This window comes from Cellvibrio sp. KY-YJ-3 (genome assembly GCF_008806955.1).
Taxonomy (GTDB): domain Bacteria; phylum Pseudomonadota; class Gammaproteobacteria; order Pseudomonadales; family Cellvibrionaceae; genus Cellvibrio.
The window spans coordinates 3,791,455-3,808,090 of sequence record NZ_CP031727.1 but is presented as its reverse complement, the minus strand read 5'-3'; the positions used below and the strand labels follow the sequence as shown (position 1 = coordinate 3,808,090).

General features: G+C 47.3%; 14 protein-coding genes. 12 read left to right on the top strand and 2 right to left on the bottom strand.

All coding sequences use genetic code 11. The annotated features are described in order from the left end of the window. Positions 1-93 precede the first annotated feature (93 nt). Positions 94-1,785 carry an ExeA family protein gene (locus D0B88_RS16160; protein WP_151058428.1) on the top strand — a complete coding sequence of 564 codons (1,692 nt, stop codon included), beginning with the start codon at positions 94-96 and terminating at the stop codon, positions 1,783-1,785. Between the two features lie 4 nt (positions 1,786-1,789). After that, the gene (locus D0B88_RS16155) at positions 1,790-2,626 is read left to right on the top strand and encodes a general secretion pathway protein GspB (protein WP_191966456.1); all 837 of its coding nucleotides are present in this window, start codon (positions 1,790-1,792) and stop codon (positions 2,624-2,626) included. 104 nt (positions 2,627-2,730) lie between these two features. Here the strand turns inward: D0B88_RS16155 and bfr are convergent, their stop codons facing one another. Both bfr and D0B88_RS16145 read right to left on the bottom strand, forming a co-directional pair. Continuing rightward, complete coding sequence (gene bfr / locus D0B88_RS16150) at positions 2,731-3,207, bottom strand: bacterioferritin (protein ID WP_151058424.1); 477 nt, start codon at positions 3,205-3,207, stop codon at positions 2,731-2,733. Positions 3,208-3,369: 162 nt separating this feature from the next. Next, positions 3,370-3,579, bottom strand: coding sequence for a bacterioferritin-associated ferredoxin (locus D0B88_RS16145; RefSeq protein WP_151058422.1), 210 nt, complete (start codon positions 3,577-3,579; stop codon positions 3,370-3,372). A 395-nt stretch (positions 3,580-3,974) separates the two neighbouring features. Here D0B88_RS16145 and D0B88_RS16140 point away from each other — a divergent pair, with 395 nt between their 5' ends. From D0B88_RS16140 to D0B88_RS16095, 10 genes are all read left to right on the top strand, one after another. Continuing rightward, positions 3,975-4,577 carry a peroxiredoxin gene (locus D0B88_RS16140; RefSeq protein WP_007643661.1) on the top strand — a complete coding sequence of 201 codons (603 nt, stop codon included), beginning with the start codon at positions 3,975-3,977 and terminating at the stop codon, positions 4,575-4,577. A gap of 110 nt (positions 4,578-4,687) precedes the next feature. Then, entirely contained in the window at positions 4,688-5,371 is a 684-nt protein-coding gene (gene ung / locus D0B88_RS16135) for a uracil-DNA glycosylase (protein ID WP_007643659.1), read from the top strand. A 387-nt stretch (positions 5,372-5,758) separates the two neighbouring features. After that, a complete protein-coding gene (locus D0B88_RS16130; protein ID WP_040392693.1) occupies positions 5,759-8,773 on the top strand; it encodes a TonB-dependent receptor in 3,015 nt (1,004 codons plus the stop codon). Between the two features lie 84 nt (positions 8,774-8,857). Further along, entirely contained in the window at positions 8,858-9,580 is a 723-nt protein-coding gene (locus D0B88_RS16125) for a SapC family protein (RefSeq protein WP_007643655.1), read from the top strand. A 38-nt stretch (positions 9,581-9,618) separates the two neighbouring features. Next, positions 9,619-11,100 (top strand): tryptophan halogenase family protein, encoded by a 1,482-nt coding sequence (locus D0B88_RS16120; protein ID WP_007643653.1) that lies wholly within the window; start codon positions 9,619-9,621, stop codon positions 11,098-11,100. Positions 11,101-11,258: 158 nt separating this feature from the next. Beyond that, the gene (locus tag D0B88_RS16115) at positions 11,259-12,815 is read left to right on the top strand and encodes a tryptophan halogenase family protein (RefSeq protein ID WP_151058420.1); all 1,557 of its coding nucleotides are present in this window, start codon (positions 11,259-11,261) and stop codon (positions 12,813-12,815) included. Between the two features lie 533 nt (positions 12,816-13,348). After that, positions 13,349-14,464: a phosphoserine transaminase gene (locus D0B88_RS16110; RefSeq protein ID WP_151058418.1), complete on the top strand. Its 1,116-nt coding sequence runs from the start codon at positions 13,349-13,351 to the stop codon at positions 14,462-14,464. A 72-nt stretch (positions 14,465-14,536) separates the two neighbouring features. Then, positions 14,537-15,712, top strand: coding sequence for a phosphoglycerate dehydrogenase (locus D0B88_RS16105; protein ID WP_007643647.1), 1,176 nt, complete (start codon positions 14,537-14,539; stop codon positions 15,710-15,712). Positions 15,713-15,740: 28 nt separating this feature from the next. Next, positions 15,741-16,064, top strand: coding sequence for a YqfO family protein (locus tag D0B88_RS16100; RefSeq protein WP_151058416.1), 324 nt, complete (start codon positions 15,741-15,743; stop codon positions 16,062-16,064). Further along, entirely contained in the window at positions 16,061-16,624 is a 564-nt protein-coding gene (locus tag D0B88_RS16095) for a CoA pyrophosphatase (protein WP_007643645.1), read from the top strand. The genes D0B88_RS16100 and D0B88_RS16095 overlap by 4 nt, the downstream gene beginning before the upstream one ends. Positions 16,625-16,636: the final 12 nt, after the last annotated feature.

Here is a 16,636-nt window from a genome sequence, read left to right as displayed (position 1 = left end):
CGTCAACCTAATAAGAGGCTGCCTGTATCCGACACGGCCTGTTATGATTCCGGCCTGCCTAGCCATTCATAATAACTGTGTCCCGCTGCGTCTATGTATCACGAATTTTTTGGGCTAAAAGAGCCAGCTTTTTCTATCGCCGTTAACCCGCGCTATCTCTTTATGAGCGATCAGCATCGGGAAGCGTTGGCGCACCTGTTATACGGCATCCAAAACGGTGGTTTTGTAATGCTCACCGGCGAGGTGGGCACGGGTAAAACTACGATTATTCGCTGTCTGCTGGAGCAGCTGCCGGAAAATACCGATATCGCGATTATCCTTAACCCCACGGCCAATGCGCCCGAGCTGCTCTGCACAATTTGTGATGAGCTGGGGGTGAGTTACATCAGCGACGAGTTAACGGTTAAAAACCTGACTGACGCGCTCAATGAGTTCCTGCTGGATAATCATCGCAAAGGTCGTAAAACCGTATTGCTGATAGATGAGGCGCAGCTGTTAAAAGTTCCGGTGCTAGAGCAGATTCGCCTGCTTACCAACCTTGAAACTACCACTGAAAAGCTGCTGCAAATTATGCTGGTGGGGCAGCCTGAGCTGAAAAAACTATTAGCGCGCCCTGCATTGCGGCAATTATCCCAGCGTATTACCGCCCGCTTTCATCTGGAAGCACTTACGCCGGCTGAAACCAAAGCATACATCCATCACCGCCTGAAAGTTGCTGGTTTACCCGATCATCAGCGCCCGTTTAGCGATGCCATCATTAAAAAAATTCACGAGTTTAGCGGTGGCATTCCACGCTTAATCAACGTGCTCTGCGAGCGTTTATTGCTTGGCGCCTATGCGCAAAATCAGCACAACATCGATAAACAGATTTTTGCTTCTGCCGCCAAAGAAGTCGCGGGTACGGCTACCCACCAGGAGGAGAAAGTTGCTGCTGCCCGCACCTCCTGGCATGCCTTATTGGTTGCAGTTGTTGCAGCGGTGATGGTGGCAGTATGGTTTTTGTTGCCGGATGAGCTCTCAACCGGCTCTGCACCTTTGGCCAATGCGGGAGCGGTAAATGGGTCAACGCAATCCTCTTCATTATTCGCAAGTTCAAGTAGTGCAGCGTCAGCCAGTGTCGTGAACGAACAATCACCACTGATTGCGATGGCGACAAGGGATTTAGTAGCGGCGCAATTGGTACTGTTTGATCATCTTTCCCTTGCAGTAGGCGATAGCACCAACCCGTGCCTTGCGTCGGTTGCGGTGAACTACAGTTGCGAAAAAGTGCGCCTCGCTTCCTGGGATGAATTAAAGGATATCAATCGCCCAGGTTTGATGACCTTGGCGACCAGCGATAAAAAGTGGGTTTATCTGTTGTTGGCCGGGTTGAGTGAAAACTATGTGCTTATTATCGAAAATGGGGTGGAGCGGATTATCCCTTGGCGCGATATAGCGCCACTGTGGACGGGCGACTTTTATTATGTCTGGTCGCGCCCGCAAGGGTTCGAAAAAAGTTTGCAGCTGGGCGATAAAAACGATTTGGTCACTTGGGTGGCAGAACAGTTTGCCCAGCTTGATCAGCAACCTGCACCCCTGACGCGCCAGTTTTACACTGAAAAACTTAAAAAACGGGTAGAGCTTTTTCAGCGCACGCAAAACATTCTGCCGGATGGTGTTATAGGCGCTCAAACCTTGCGTCGCCTCAATGAAGTGCTGGGGGTGGATAAACCACTGGTCCAGTTGGATGAACAAAAAATACCTGCGCTTTTAAATGTGCAGGGCTCAGAAGCACAAGGGCTGTAGTTCTATGTCGTTAATTTTGGATGCCCTCAATCGCGCCGATACCGAGCGTAAAAATCAAACACCGGTACCGGATTTGAATACCCAACATCGGCCATTGGCGCTGGAACCGGAGCAGTCTTCCCGTGCATGGTATTGGTGGGTTGCGGCTGCGCTAATTATTGTACTAGTGGCGGTCATTATCTGGCGCTGGCAAACAACCAATACCTCGCCGACAGCAACTGCTATTTCGCCCGTTCAGCCCGCGCCCGCCAAGGTGCAACCTCCGGTTAGTCAACCTGTAACACCGGCGGTAGTGACTCCAGTCCAACCGCAGCAACCGTTGCCCTCTCAATCTGCCGCCAGCTTGGCGAGTGCTGTTGCTGTCCGGCCGGATAGCAGTGGAGTTGCTGCGACTGATATAAAAGATCTCTATGCGGAAGATGCTGCGCCAGAACCAACAATGGAGGCTGATGTAAGTCAACTCTATGCCCCTGAAGAAGCGACGGGTTCGGAATCGGTAGTAGATCCTTTTGCTAGTCCTTCAGTGGCCCAAGCGGCGTTGCCACCTGCAGAGGTTGTGCGTGAGCCTGCGCGCACCTTTGACTCCATGACTCATGTCCAGGACTTTAACGAGCTGCCCTGGAATACCAAACAGAAGATGCCGACCATCAGCTACCAGCGTCATGATTATCTGGCCGGTGGCATTAGCAGCGTGGTTATCAACGGGCAGACCTTGGGTGTGGGCAATATAGTCGCTACCGGTCAATTTGTGGTGCAGGATATTTTGGTCGATGGTGTAGTACTAAAACATGGTGACCGGGTATTCAAATTGCGGGCATTAAATGGTTGGATCAATATGTAGATTAGGGAATGGGTGGGTTTAACCCTCGCGAGCACAACAGTAAAAAGGAGCCAGCAGGCTCCTTTTTACTATCTTTTAATACCTTTCCAGGCAGCTATTCAGAATCAAGTGGTTGAGCCCATTTTGGACTGCAGATAATTCTGCAGACCGACAGTATCAATCAATGACAGCTGGGTCTCCAGCCAATCAACATGCTCTTCCTCGGATTCGAGGATACTTTTTAACAGGTCGCGGCTTACAAAATCACGCACACCTTCGCAGATGATGATGCCGTCGCGCAGGTCAGGAATCGCTTTCAATTCGAGTTTTAAGTCAGACTTGAGCATTTCCGGCGTATCTTCACCAATGTGCAATTTACCCAGGTCTTGCAAGTTGGGAAGCCCTTCTAAAAACAGAATACGCTCGACCAATGCATCCGCGTGTTTCATTTCATCAATAGATTCGTGATATTCGTGATCGGCCAGCTCTTTTAAGCCCCAGTCTTTGTACATGCGTGCGTGCAAGAAGTATTGATTAATCGCAACCAGCTCGTTGCCCAGAACCTTGTTCAATACTGCGATGACTTGTGGATCGCCTTTCATGGAGTTCTCCTTAATGCGTCAAATAACAAAAGGAGAGTCTGGTCGCCGAACGGCTCAGTGTCAAGCGGAGGATTTTATCTAAGTATTTGATGGAGAAGGAAAAAGCACTAAAAATCGAAATGATTTAGATTCTTTTTAGTGCTTGATTCGGTGCAGCAGGAGTTAGGCTAGGGCGTAGAATTGCGGTAAGCCGTTGATCATAGGGGTATCGTTGACCGCTTCATTCAGAATTTCGCGCGTCATTACTGAACATTTACCGCATTGGCTAGCAACACCCAATGCTTTGCGCAGCTGCCCCAAGGAATTGGCGCCATCATCAATAGCGGCTTTGATTTGTCTATCAGTTATGCCTTTGCATACACAAACGTACATAGCACAGTTCCACAGATTGTTCAGGAAATGATCTCAAAGTCGCAGAGGCGGCTTCAATATGATTACGAATGAAACTCTAAGTCTAATGAGAAGTTATGTCAACAAGTTGTGAGATAAATTCTTATTTGGAATGCATTGCTATTATTTCTTATAACTTGTTTACATATTTTGGTGCCAGTTGTTGGCCAATAGTCTTAGTTTTGGAATTGTCATATAGAAAATCAATGGGACATAGGGCTAGGCCTGTGTATGATAGCCACGCACTATCGACGAAGAATAGGCAATCAATAACTGACCATCCAATCATCACATTCAGTGAATAGATTTGGTATCCGATTGCTGTTGTCCTTATTTTTGAACCTCAACCCTCAGTCTTAACTATCAGGAGATTAAACATGGGCGTATTAGTTGGTAAAAAAGCACCTGACTTCACCGCATCAGCCGTATTGGCAAATGGTGAAATCGTAGACGGTTACAACTTTGCTGAAGCCACCAAAGGCAAAAAAGCTGTTGTATTTTTCTATCCATTGGACTTCACCTTTGTATGTCCATCAGAGCTGTTGGCATTTGATCACCGCGTAGAAGAGTTCAAAAAGCGCAATGTAGAAGTGATTGGTGTTTCTATCGATTCACAATTCACCCACAACGCATGGCGTAATACTCCAGTAAACGAAGGTGGTATTGGTCCAGTTCGTTACACTCTGGTTGCTGACATTACGCACTCAATTGCTAAAGCATTCGATGTAGAGTCTGCTGATGGTGTAGCTTTCCGTGGTACTTTCATCATCGACGAAGCGGGTGTAGTACGCTCTCAAATCGTTAACGACTTGCCAATTGGCCGTAACATTGACGATACCATTCGCACTGTTGATGCATTGATTTTCCATGAGCAACACGGCGAAGTATGCCCTGCGGGCTGGAAAGAAGGTGACGCAGGTATGGACGCATCGCCAGCAGGTGTTGCTAAATATCTGGCTGAGCACGGCGACAAGCTCTAAGTTTTACTTTTCACAGTAAGTCTTGTAAAAAGCCCGGCCTGGTGTCGGGCTTTTTATTGCCTGAAAGTTCTGCTTGTGTGTTTTTGTAAGTATTCTGAGGCTGTTAAATCATGGCGACTGCTAAAAAGATAGATATTCATCCCAGCTGGTTACTTCATTTGGCGCCAGAGTTTGAGCAGCCTTACATGCAGCAGTTAAAAGCCTTTCTGCTGGCGGAAAAGCAACTGGGTAAAGTTATTTATCCGGAGTCCAGGAATATTTTCAATGCATTCAACAGTACGCCGTTAGATCAGGTCAAAGTTGTAATCCTTGGGCAAGATCCTTATCACGGCCCCAATCAAGCTCATGGCCTATGCTTCTCGGTGCAACAGGGTGTTCAAGTGCCGCCGTCGTTGCAAAATATGTTTAAGGAGCTGCAGCGCGATATAGGTTTTAAGCATCCAGGACATGGATGTTTACAAGCATGGGCTAATCAAGGTGTGCTCATGCTCAATGCCACATTGACTGTCCAACAGGCTGCCGCCGGTTCGCATCAAGGGCGGGGCTGGGAACAATTTACTGACAAGGCGATTCAGCTGGTAAATCAGCAATGTGCTGGTGTTGTTTTCCTCTTATGGGGAAGTTACGCCCAGAAAAAAGCTGCCTTTATTGACCCACAAAAGCATTTAGTACTCAAGGCACCACACCCATCTCCCTTATCTGCACACCGCGGTTTCATCGGCTGCGGACATTTTTCCCAAGCAAATCACTACTTACACTCCCAAGGAAAATCTCCTATTGATTGGCAGTTGTAGTAGCTGAAAACTCCTTATTTGTGTCTTTTTGACAATAAGGTGTTCTGCATGTCTCGTTAAATAATATGTGTAAAGTTAATTTTTAATCGATTGACAGCGCTGTCACATGGGGGTAATTTTGGCTCCAGTTAACAAAAAAATAAATCAGTGGCACCTGACTTTTCATTCTGAGTGTTTGGCAAGAAAAAGATATCGACTCTAACGTTTATGTTTAATTATCTCGGCTAAAGTCATGCAATCGTTTTAATAACGACAGCGATAGGCGAGAGCGAATTCGCTTGCAGGGTTTGGAGCGAAAATGCTTGAGGCGTTGCCTTTTTTTGGGCCGTGCTTCAGGCATAGCAGTACCGGAAATATAATCCCGACGATAATAAAGGAGAGGGCTCCATGTACAAAACAATAAGCTTTAAGAAGAAACTTTTAACCACAGCAGTTGCTTCAGTGGCGGCTGGGGTAAGCGGAATGGCGTTGGCGCAACAGGACAGTCAACTCGAAGAGGTGATGGTTACTGGTATTCGTGCATCGGTAATGCAGTCGATGGATACCAAGCGCAATGCAGTGGGTGTTGTGGATGCAATTTCTGCAGAAGATATCGGTAAAATGCCCGATACAAACCTCGCAGAGTCTTTGCAGCGTATCACTGGTTTATCCATCAATCGCTCTGATGGTGAGGGCTCGCAAGTAACTGCTCGTGGTATTGGTGCTGAGTTGAACATGGTGACCTTAAATGGTCGCGTAATGCCTGCAGTTGCTAATAACAATACTGGCGACTCATCAACTCGTGCCTATGATTTTGCCAATCTTGCATCAGAATCAGTATTCGGTGTTGAGGTTTACAAAACCGGCCGCGCGGATATAGCTACAGGTGGGCTTGGCGCCACCATCAATATCAAAACACTTCGCCCGCTGGAAGCAGGTAGTCGCGCTAGTATTGGCGTGAAAGCAACGCAAGATGAAACTGTGCGCTCGGGTGTAGGTGATGAAATTACACCAGAAATTTCAGGGTTGTATTCCTGGGTTAACGATGACGATACCTTTGGTGTTGCTATTACCGGTTCTTATCAGCGCCGGGACAATTCAAACGCGAACAACTTTGTAAACAACTGGGCAAACATTAATACTTGGGATTCAACTAATCCAGATCTTACCAAGCGCTCAGTGGAACGCTTCAAAGATGGTGTAGTAATCAATAATGCTCCAAATCACGGCGATTTGTACGCCTTGCCAACCGATTTGCGTTATGAAGTCCAAGACAATGAGCGCGAGCGCACCAATGCTCAAGCAGTATTTCAATTCAAACCAACTGAGCGTTTGACTGCGACTCTGGATTACACATACTCCGGTTTGGATCGTACTTCAGATCGCTCACAACAATCAGTTTGGTTTAATGTCGATGCAATTTCAGAATTAACCTTCGACAATGGCGCTGTTCGCACTCCGGTTATTTACCGTGAGTCCTATCTTACTAACGGCGTTAGTCGCTTGAAAGATGTGTCCTTCGCTGGTGCTCATGTTGAATCTTACACCGATAATAATTCAGTCGGTCTCAATCTTGCATTTGAAGTGAATGATCAATTCTCATTGGCACTTGATCATCACAGCTCTAGCGCAAAAAATGCTAGTGATGGTGTTGATGTTGGCATGAATGCCAACGTTGTTACTGGTGAATACGTTGATTGGTCCAAAAGCATGCCTTTGATGAGTGTGACTTTTGATGATTGTATTTTACGTAATCGCGCCCCGCGAGATCCATACCGTAGTGGTAACTGTAATGGCGTACTTGATGGTGGCGATGTTAGCGGCGCTATGACCAATAACCCACGCTCGCGCAACCGCACTGAAATTGAACAGACGCAATTGTCTGGTGAATTTCAATTTAATGGTTCCGGCTTCTTTGAAAATGCAGCACTTAGATTTGGTATTGAGCAGCGTAAGGACTCAAATGAAAGTCTTGCGTCAGGTGATAACCGTCAAGGTGTTGGTAACTGGGATGGTATAGATCCAGCTGCATATCCTGACCAGTATTTTGAGTTGCGCGATTTTGGTAAAGACTTCCCCGATTACGGTTCAACCACCAATGACCCATTATTTTTTATCGGTGTTGATGCTAATTTGCCAAAAATTATAGAAACTGCCGAAGCAATTAATGCAAGTGGAGCCTATCCAGCGGATTTCTATGATTTCGTAAATGGCAAAATCCAATGGAACAATATTTACACCACTAATCGTACTATTGAAGAAGAATCTAAATCAGCTTACGTTCAATTTAACTCTAATTTTGAACTTGGCGGCATGGAATCAAATGTACTTGTTGGTGTTCGCTACGAAGAAACCGACGTAAGCTCTCGCTCATTGGTAAATGAGCCTGAAATACTTTGGTGGGAAGGTGACAACGACTGGTCTGTACGTTATGAAAGTGAAAAAACATTACAAACCGGTTCAGGCTCTTATGACTATTTGTTGCCAAATATTGACTTCGATATTAGCCCAACTGATTCGTTGAAATTGCGTCTTTCTTTAAGCGAAACTATTGGTCGTCCAAGTTATGTTGATTTGCGTCCAGATGTTGGTTTGAACGATTTGTATAACCGCACTGCGAACGCTGGTGTGCCAAACTTGAAGCCAATGGAGTCCTTTAATACCGATGTTTCTGCTGAATGGTATTATACCGAGGATAGTTATGTATCCTTGGGTTATTTCCGCAAGGACGTTGATAACTTCATTGGTACGCAAATTGTTGAAGAGTCTGCTTACGGATTGCGTGACGTGCGTTTAGGTCAATTGGCTGTAGGTAGCGGAATACCACAAGCTAACGAATTAGCATTGCACACTTATGTGTTGGAAAATTCTGATTCGGCCTTTATTTCTGACAATGGACGTTGGGTTCGCGCTGATGGAGATGATCCGCTACTGATGTGGAAAGTCAACAAACCTGTTAATGACAAGGCTACAGTGATTGATGGTCTTGAATTCGCAGTACAACACTGGTTTGGTGATTCAGGTTTTGGGGTACAAGCAAACTACACTATGGTTGATGCGGATGTGGAGTTTGATAACCTGACTACCGAAGGTCAGTTTGCTATGACAGGCTTGTCAGATACTGCTAACTTCGTTGGTTTCTTCGATCGCGATGCATGGCAAGTACGCGTTGCTTACAACTGGCGTGACAGCTTCCTTGAAAGTCGGACTGCAGGCGGCGGCAATCAACCTGAATATGTTGAGGACTATGCACAAATCGATGTCTCTATTGGTTACGAAATCAATGATAACTTGAGCGTCACAGCTGAAGGTATCAACGTAACTGGTGAAAACTATCGAACTCATGGTCGCTCAAAGGCTCAGTTGTTATCCCTGGAAGATTTGGGGGCTCGTTACCAGGTTGGCTTGCGTTATACTTTTTAAGTTATAGCGTTATTGGCAACCAATAAACAAAGCCGCTGGAGACAGCGGCTTTGTTTTTTTGTAAGTTTTGAGAAGGAAAAATAAATGGCGAAATATGAAGTGCTTAATAATATTGCCCACAAAAACCTACGTGTTATTACACAGCGTGGATCAGAGTTTGGCGATGCAGTTGCCGGCTGCGCGGTATATCCGAGTGAATTTAACGAAGTCCAAAAATACTACCCCATTCTATTTCAGCAAATGGAGAGTGATCGCTGGCTGACAATTGCATTATTTGGTTTTGATGCGAATGAAAATCTGTTTTTGACTGGAGATTCGTGGCGTGTTCCCTATGTTCCCGCGGTGATCGAGCGAGAGCCTTTTGTAATCGGGATGCAAGAGCACACCAATGGTAATGTTGAGGCTGTTGTTAATATTGATTTGGATAGCCCGCGTGTTTCTTTTGAGCAGCAAGGAGAGTTACTTTTTTTACCTCATGGGGGAAATTCACCTTTTTTGGAAAGGATGACCAACGTTTTATCCGTTCTACACGAAGGTGTAGCTGAGGCGGAGTGGATGATGGCAGAATTTGAAAGGTTGGATTTAATTGAGAAAGTCACGATTGAAATCGATTTTTCAAATGGGAAAAAGTATAAAAATAGCAGTTATGCAACCATTAATAAGGCACGTTTATTATCACTGCCTGATGCAGAGGTTGCCAATTTGCATCGCACTGGCTTATTGCGATATGCCTATTTAATCATCGGATCATTTACTAATATCCAATCGTTGGTAGATCTTAAAAATACTCAACTTTCACGCGACTAAGATGATTTTCCAAGTCTATAAAGATAGGAGGGCTGAGCATGCGGCTGGTTAAAAATCTTGTAATTGTTGGTGGTGGAACGGCAGGGTGGTTGGCTGCGGCGGCGATTGGAAAGATATATCAGGGAAAAGTAAATGTAACGTTGGTCGAATCCGAAGAGATTGGTGTGGTCGGCGTTGGCGAAGCAACAATACCCACTATGCTGGCGTTTCATAAATTAATCGGTATTAATGAAGCGGACATGATGCGAGCCACCCATGCAACATTTAAGTTGGGAATAAATTTTAAGAATTGGGGGGAAATTGGTGAGGATTACATTCATGCATTTGGTCAAGTTGGTCGTATTTTTTGGGCTGGAGAATTTCAGCATTTTTGGGCGCGTGCAAAAGCATTAGGGTTGGATATTCCTTTTGGTGCCTATTGTCTTGAGCATGAAGCCGCACGGGCAGAGCGATTTGGGATTAGCGAAAGCCCTGCACTGAACTATGCCTTTCATTTTGATGCTGGACTTTACGCAAAATTTTTACGTCAGTTTAGCGAAGGGTTGGGAGTGGTTCGTCACGAGGGAAAAATCGAGCATGTCGAACTAAACCCTGATACTGGTTTTATTGAGTGTTTACATCTTCATGGCGGCATGAAGATTGAGGCAGATTTTTTTATTGATTGTAGTGGTTTTCGCGGTTTGCTGATTGAGCAAGCATTACAAACCGGTTATGAGAATTGGCAGCATTGGTTACCTTGCGATTCCGCACTGGCAGTACAAACAGCCAAGGTGAAACCTGCCACTCCTTACACGACTTCTACTGCGCGTGAATTTGGTTGGCAGTGGCGAATCCCGCTACAAAATCGCACGGGTAATGGCCTCGTTTATTCCAGTCAATTTACGGATCAAACCTGGGCGGAAAAAACATTAACCAATAATGTCGAAGGTACGATGTTAAATAACCCGCGCCTAATACAATTTACCACTGGGCGGCGTAAGTTCGGTTGGAATAAAAACTGTATAGCATTGGGGCTGGCATCGGGTTTTCTTGAGCCTTTGGAGTCGACCAGTATTCACATGGTAACTTCTGGCTTGATTCGCTTTTTGCGCTTATTTCCTCTGCGCGGTGTTCAGCCAGTGTTGGTAGATGAATATAACCGCCAATCTAAGGAGGAGGCTGAAAGTATTCGCGACTTTATTATCCTTCATTATCACGCAACACGTCGTAGTGATACGGAGTTCTGGAATTACGTACGAACCATGCAAATACCAGATACCTTGCGTCATCGTATGGATATGTTCACCCAAAGCGGCATGGTATTTCTGGGGGGAGATGAATTATTCAGAACCAATGGTTGGACACAGGTCTTGATTGGTCAGGGTTTTGCGCCTGCCAATTACCAGCCTATTGTAGATAATATGTCAAATACTGAGTTTAGCCAGTATATGACTGGATTTCGTGATCACATATCAAGGAATCTCGCGTTGTTGCCAAGCCATGAGCAATTTATTGCCCAGTACTGCGCTATGGAAAAGTGATTTGATGTCAGTTAAACATGATCGACTTGCTATTAAGCCAAGTAATATACTCGGCACCCATCAAGCGGTGCTGTTTTGGTTTTCGCGCTGAATCGTGCGGTAACTAGGATAGGAACCGATAGCCGTGTTTAATAGATCATTACTAAAAGAAAATCACTATGAGCGAATCCATAAAAAAAATAATCATTGTTGGTGGCGGTACTGCTGGTTGGCTGGCGGCGGGGTTGTTAGCGGCAGAGTTCAGGCACAATGAGGCGGGGGTCAGTATTACCCTGATTGAGTCGCCTGATGTGAATACGATTGGGGTTGGTGAAGGTACTTGGCCATCCATGCGGGCGACCCTGCGCAAGATTGGTATTTCCGAAACAGATTTGATTCGTGAGTGTTTTGCGTCTTTTAAACAAGGGTCAAAATTTGTCGGTTGGAAAACGGGGGCGGCTGACGATATTTACCATCATCCGTTCAGTATTCCGCATGGTTATGCTGAATGTAATTTAGCTGCTGCGTGGCAAGCGCAATTTGCGGATCGCCCCTTTGCTGAAGTTGTTTCATCGCAATTTGTCGTGGCGGAGCAGGGCTGCGCGCCAAAACAAATAACAACACCGGAATATGCCGGCGTGCTTAATTACGGGTATCACCTCGATGCCGGGAAATTTGCTGCATTATTGCAGCGGCATTGCACAACAGCACTGGGGGTCATTCATATTCTGGATCATGTGACTCAAGTTGTTGCCGACGATAGCGGCGATATTGCCGGGGTTGATACCAAGGCATCAGGTGTAATTTACGGTGATCTTTTTGTCGATTGTTCCGGTCTAAGTTGTCTATTGCTGGGGCAGCACTTTGGTGTGCCTTTTGTAGATAAAAAGCACTTGTCATTAAACGACACTGCGCTTGCAATGCAAGTGCCTTATCCCGAGCAGTCCAGCCCAATTGAATCTTGTACTGTTGCCACGGCTCAGTCTGCTGGCTGGACTTGGGATATAGGCTTGTCTTCGCGTCGTGGTGTGGGTTATGTATTTTCCAGCAGTTATCTCTCTGAAGAAAAAGCAGAAATGGAGTTGCGTGCTCATATCGCCAAAAGTGTTGGGCAATCCGTAGCGAATTCTTTAAGCAGCAAAAAACTATCGATCAGGGCGGGGCATAGGCAAGAGTTTTGGCATAGGAATTGTGTTGCTGTTGGCATGTCTGCCGGATTCATCGAGCCACTGGAGGCGTCAGCGTTAGCTTTGGTTGAGTTATCGATGAATATGATTTGCGAAGAGTTTCCCGCAGATAAAGTTGCAATGAAAATTGTGGCGAAACGTTTCAATGAAGTGTTTAGTTACCGCTGGGATCGCATTATTGATTTTTTAAAATTGCATTATGCGCTGACTGAGCGGAACGACTCCGATTATTGGCGCGATATGTCAGCGCCAGAGGCGCTGCCTGAGCATCTACGCGAATTATTATTGCTGTGGAAACATCGCCCACCACATCGCAGCGATTTTATTCAGGTAGAGGAGATTTTTCCGTCCGCCAGTTATCAATACGTGCTCTATGGTATGGGCTTTAGCATGGATGCATCCAGGTTGCCGCGTACTTCTGATAATTTACCTATGGCGACAGCGCGTATTCGTGAGACGGTGGAGAAGACCCGCAAGTATTTGTCTGGCTTGCCCTCTAACCGCGCACTGATAGACCATGTCATGAAGCATGGAATGCCATTGATTTAGTTGTTTTATTTTTCTCTGGTTTGTTCCCTCTGAATCAAGTATTGGCAAATCAGTAGTCTATGGCTACTGATTTGCTTGCTCCCTCCTTATTCCTCAACGCTACTTTCTGTGAACAATGCTGAACTTGTGGGTTGATTCACGTGATGCAGTTAAATTATTGTTGACAGCGCTGTCATTTGCCCATAAAGTAGAGCCAGTTAATTGAAATGCTTGGTTGGCGAAGGAGCTGCGCTGTTGGTTTCGAGCATTTAGGTTCTCTCACCGTCGATGTCTGGTTGATGCATCGACGTCTCCCTGCGCCCTCTGAGTTTTAGAGGGCTTTTTTTTGCCTGAAGTTTCATTTTGACCTTTCATCGCCACCTCTCTGGCTAGGTTATTTGCAAGCGAGCTGGCATAATCGACGCCCCGAATTTTACGGGTTTGCCCGATTATCGTTGCTCAAGGGCGAGCCCTCTTTGGTGCGTTTTGGCGATACCTATCGCAACTGAGTACTTATCGCAAGGCGCACTGTTCCTGTCAGCTAGAGGATTACCATGAAGCCAGCAGTAAAACCCAATAACCCCAATTTTTCATCTGGCCCCTGCAGCAAGCGCCCGGGTTACAGTTTGGAGCAGTTGGATATCTCCACTCTGGGCCGCTCACACCGTTCAACCATTGGTAAGGCTGCGTTACAGCGGGCCTGTGAAGACACCGCTGAATTGCTGGGTCTGCCGGAAGGCTACCGTGTTGGTGTGGTGCCAGGTTCAGATACCGGTGCGGTAGAAATGGCCATGTGGTCGCTGCTCGGGGCGCGCGGTGTGGATATTCTGCAGTGGGAATCCTTTGGTAAAGGCTGGCTGAGCGATGCCACCAAAGAGTTGAAATTGACGGTTAACGCTCATGAGGCGGATTACGGCCTGCTGCCGGATTTATCCAAAGTGAACTTTGACAACGATGTAATCTTCACTTGGAACGGCACCACTTCTGGAGTAAAAGTGCCCAATGGCGACTGGATTCCAGCCGACCGTAAAGGCTTGACCATTTGTGATGCTACCTCGGCGGTATTTGCGATGGATATGCCCTGGGACAAACTCGACGTGATCACCTACAGCTGGCAAAAAGTGCTCGGCGGTGAGGGCGCCCACGGTATGTTGATCCTAAGCCCGCGCGCGGTTGAGCGTTTGGAAACTTACAAACCCAGCTGGCCTATGCCCAAACTGTTCCGTATGACCAGCGGCGGCAAACTGGTCGAGGGCATCTTCAAGGGCGATACCATCAATACCCCATCCATGTTGGCAGTTGCCGATTATTTAGACGCGCTGGATTGGGTGCGTGCAATCGGCGGCGTGAAAGAAACTATCGCCCGCTCCAACGCCAATCTCGACGTATTGAAAAAATTTGTAGCGGCTAATGATTGGATTGATTTCCTGGCGAAGACCCCTGAAACCCTGTCCAATACCAGCGTGTGCTTCACCCTGAAGGCCACCCCCGATCAGGTAAAAGCCATGATCAAGTTGCTCGATAAAGAAGGTGTTGCTTACGACATTGGCGCTTACCGTGATGCACCACCCGGCCTGCGTATCTGGTGTGGCGCCACTGTGAGCGCGGTTGACCTGGAGGCCTTGCTGCCCTGGTTGAGCTGGGCTTACGAGCAAGCGACCGCGGCCTGATTTGCCAATTAATGTTCTTAAGGCCGTGTTTTTACACGGCCTTTTTGTTAGCCGATTTGAGGAATAACAACCATGTTCAAAATCAAAACCTACAATGCCATTTCAGTCAAAGGCTTGAATCGTTTTCCGCGCGAAAACTACGAAGTCGCCAGCGACATAGGCCACCCTGACGCCTATATATTGCGCAGCCATAAACTGCAGGGTGAGCCGTTGCCTGAGTCGGTAAAAGCCGTGGCCCGCGCCGGTGCAGGCACTAACAATGTGCCGGTGGAGGAGTACACCAAAAAAGGCGTAGTGGTGTTTAACTCACCCGGCGCCAACGCCAACGCGGTAAAAGAATTGGTGCTGGCCGGTATGCTGCTCGGCTCGCGCGGCATTCTGCCGGGCATGGAGTACGTGAGCACCTTGACCCACATGACCGATGCCGATGAGATGTCCAAATTGTTGGAAAAAGAAAAATCCAACTTTGCTGGTTTTGAGCTGGCCGGTAAAACCCTGGGTATTGTCGGTTTGGGCGCCATTGGCTCGCTCATAGCCGACGCCGCTCTGGCGCTGGGTATGAATGTGGTTGGTTTTGACCCGGCGCTGTCGGTAGAAGCCGCATGGCGTTTGCCCAGTCAGGTGGGCCGTATGGAAAACCTGCAATCGCTGCTGGCGCGCTCTGACTATATCACCCTGCATGTGCCGGCCATTCCGCAGACCAAACACCTGATTAATGCTGACACCCTGAAAGTCACCAAAAAGGGTGCAACCCTGCTCAACTTTGCGCGCGAGGCGATTGTGGATGCCCATGCGGTAGTGGAGAGCCTGGATGCCGGTCATTTGGGTAAATACATTTGCGATTTCCCCGAGCCGATCCTGCTCAATCGCAAGGATGTCTATGCTATGCCGCACATTGGCGCCAGCACCGAAGAGGCGGAAGAGAATTGCGCCATTATGGCGGCCGATCAGCTGGTCGATTATCTTGAAAATGGCAATATCAAAAACTCGGTGAATTTTCCCGCTGTGTCTATGGACCGCAACCCCGGCATTGGTGCGCGTATCACCTTCTCCAACCAGAATGTCTCTGGGGTTTTGGGGCATGTGCTCTCGGTATTGGCTGACCACAAAGTCAACGTGGTAGATATGGTCAACAAAAGCCGCGGCGATGTGGCCTACAACATTATCGATGTTGAAGCGGCACCTTCAGCGGCAGTGATTGATGCGCTGGCCAAAGTGGAACACGTGATTGCGGTGCGGGTGATTTAACAAACCTGAGCTACTGGGGGCAAAGTCGATGTATAAATTGGTCTTCTTTGTTCCCGTGTCTCATCTTGAACAAGTCAAAACCGCGGTGTTTGCCGCGGGTGCCGGCAAGCTTGGCAATTATGATCAATGTTGTTGGCAGGTGTTGGGGCAAGGCCAGTTTCGGCCCCTCGCTGACGCTAAACCCTATATTGGTAAAATCGGTGAGCTTGAATGCCTGCCGGAATATCGTGTTGAAATGGTTTGTGCTGATGAGTATATTCAAGCCACTATTACAGCGTTGCGCGCCGCTCACCCTTACCAAGAGCCCGCATTTGATCTGTCCCTCTTAGTTAACCCCGAGGATTTTCAGTGACTTCCTGGCTATTTGACGGGCTTGCGCAACAACTGACAAATACTCCTCTGGATCCAGTCAATACGCCTCAAGCAGCGGTGCTGGTGCTGATTAGCCGCGGCGACAATCCCTCCATTTTATTTACCAAGCGTGCTGCACATTTACGTCAGCACCCCGGTGAGGTCTGTTTTCCCGGTGGTATGTGGGAGCCGGGCGATGACAATCTTTTGGTTACCGCCCAGCGGGAGGTTCGTGAAGAAATTGGTTTACCTGCTCGTCATATTCAGTTGTTAGGCTCTCTGCCTCAATCGCATACGCGTGCCGGTACTGCAGTAACCCCGTTTGTTGCTCATTTTGATGCGGCCACCCCATTACAGCCTTCGCCGGATGAATTGGACGGTATTTTTATGGTGCCGATTGCGGATTTCAGATCCGGATTGCAGGTGCGTGAGGACTGTTTTGTGCGGCATGGCCGTACCTTGCGTGTGCCTGTATATCATTACCAAGGTTATGAGATATGGGGCTTTACCGCTGCCATTACTGCTCAGTTGTTATTATTGATCGACCGTGCACTTCGCTAACAACGCGTAGCG

What these genes read in the sequence shown, in the direction of transcription:
- D0B88_RS16160 (WP_151058428.1), top strand. Translation starts at nt 94, where the DNA reads ATGTATCACGAATTTTTTGGGCTAAAAGAGCCAGCTTTTTCTATCGCC.
- D0B88_RS16155 (WP_191966456.1), top strand. Translation starts at nt 1,790, where the DNA reads ATGTCGTTAATTTTGGATGCCCTCAATCGCGCCGATACCGAGCGTAAA.
- bfr (WP_151058424.1), bottom strand. Translation starts at nt 3,207, where the DNA reads ATGAAAGGCGATCCACAAGTCATCGCAGTATTGAACAAGGTTCTGGGC.
- D0B88_RS16145 (WP_151058422.1), bottom strand. Translation starts at nt 3,579, where the DNA reads ATGTACGTTTGTGTATGCAAAGGCATAACTGATAGACAAATCAAAGCC.
- D0B88_RS16140 (WP_007643661.1), top strand. Translation starts at nt 3,975, where the DNA reads ATGGGCGTATTAGTTGGTAAAAAAGCACCTGACTTCACCGCATCAGCC.
- ung (WP_007643659.1), top strand. Translation starts at nt 4,688, where the DNA reads ATGGCGACTGCTAAAAAGATAGATATTCATCCCAGCTGGTTACTTCAT.
- D0B88_RS16130 (WP_040392693.1), top strand. Translation starts at nt 5,759, where the DNA reads ATGTACAAAACAATAAGCTTTAAGAAGAAACTTTTAACCACAGCAGTT.
- D0B88_RS16125 (WP_007643655.1), top strand. Translation starts at nt 8,858, where the DNA reads ATGGCGAAATATGAAGTGCTTAATAATATTGCCCACAAAAACCTACGT.
- D0B88_RS16120 (WP_007643653.1), top strand. Translation starts at nt 9,619, where the DNA reads ATGCGGCTGGTTAAAAATCTTGTAATTGTTGGTGGTGGAACGGCAGGG.
- D0B88_RS16115 (WP_151058420.1), top strand. Translation starts at nt 11,259, where the DNA reads ATGAGCGAATCCATAAAAAAAATAATCATTGTTGGTGGCGGTACTGCT.
- D0B88_RS16110 (WP_151058418.1), top strand. Translation starts at nt 13,349, where the DNA reads ATGAAGCCAGCAGTAAAACCCAATAACCCCAATTTTTCATCTGGCCCC.
- D0B88_RS16105 (WP_007643647.1), top strand. Translation starts at nt 14,537, where the DNA reads ATGTTCAAAATCAAAACCTACAATGCCATTTCAGTCAAAGGCTTGAAT.
- D0B88_RS16100 (WP_151058416.1), top strand. Translation starts at nt 15,741, where the DNA reads ATGTATAAATTGGTCTTCTTTGTTCCCGTGTCTCATCTTGAACAAGTC.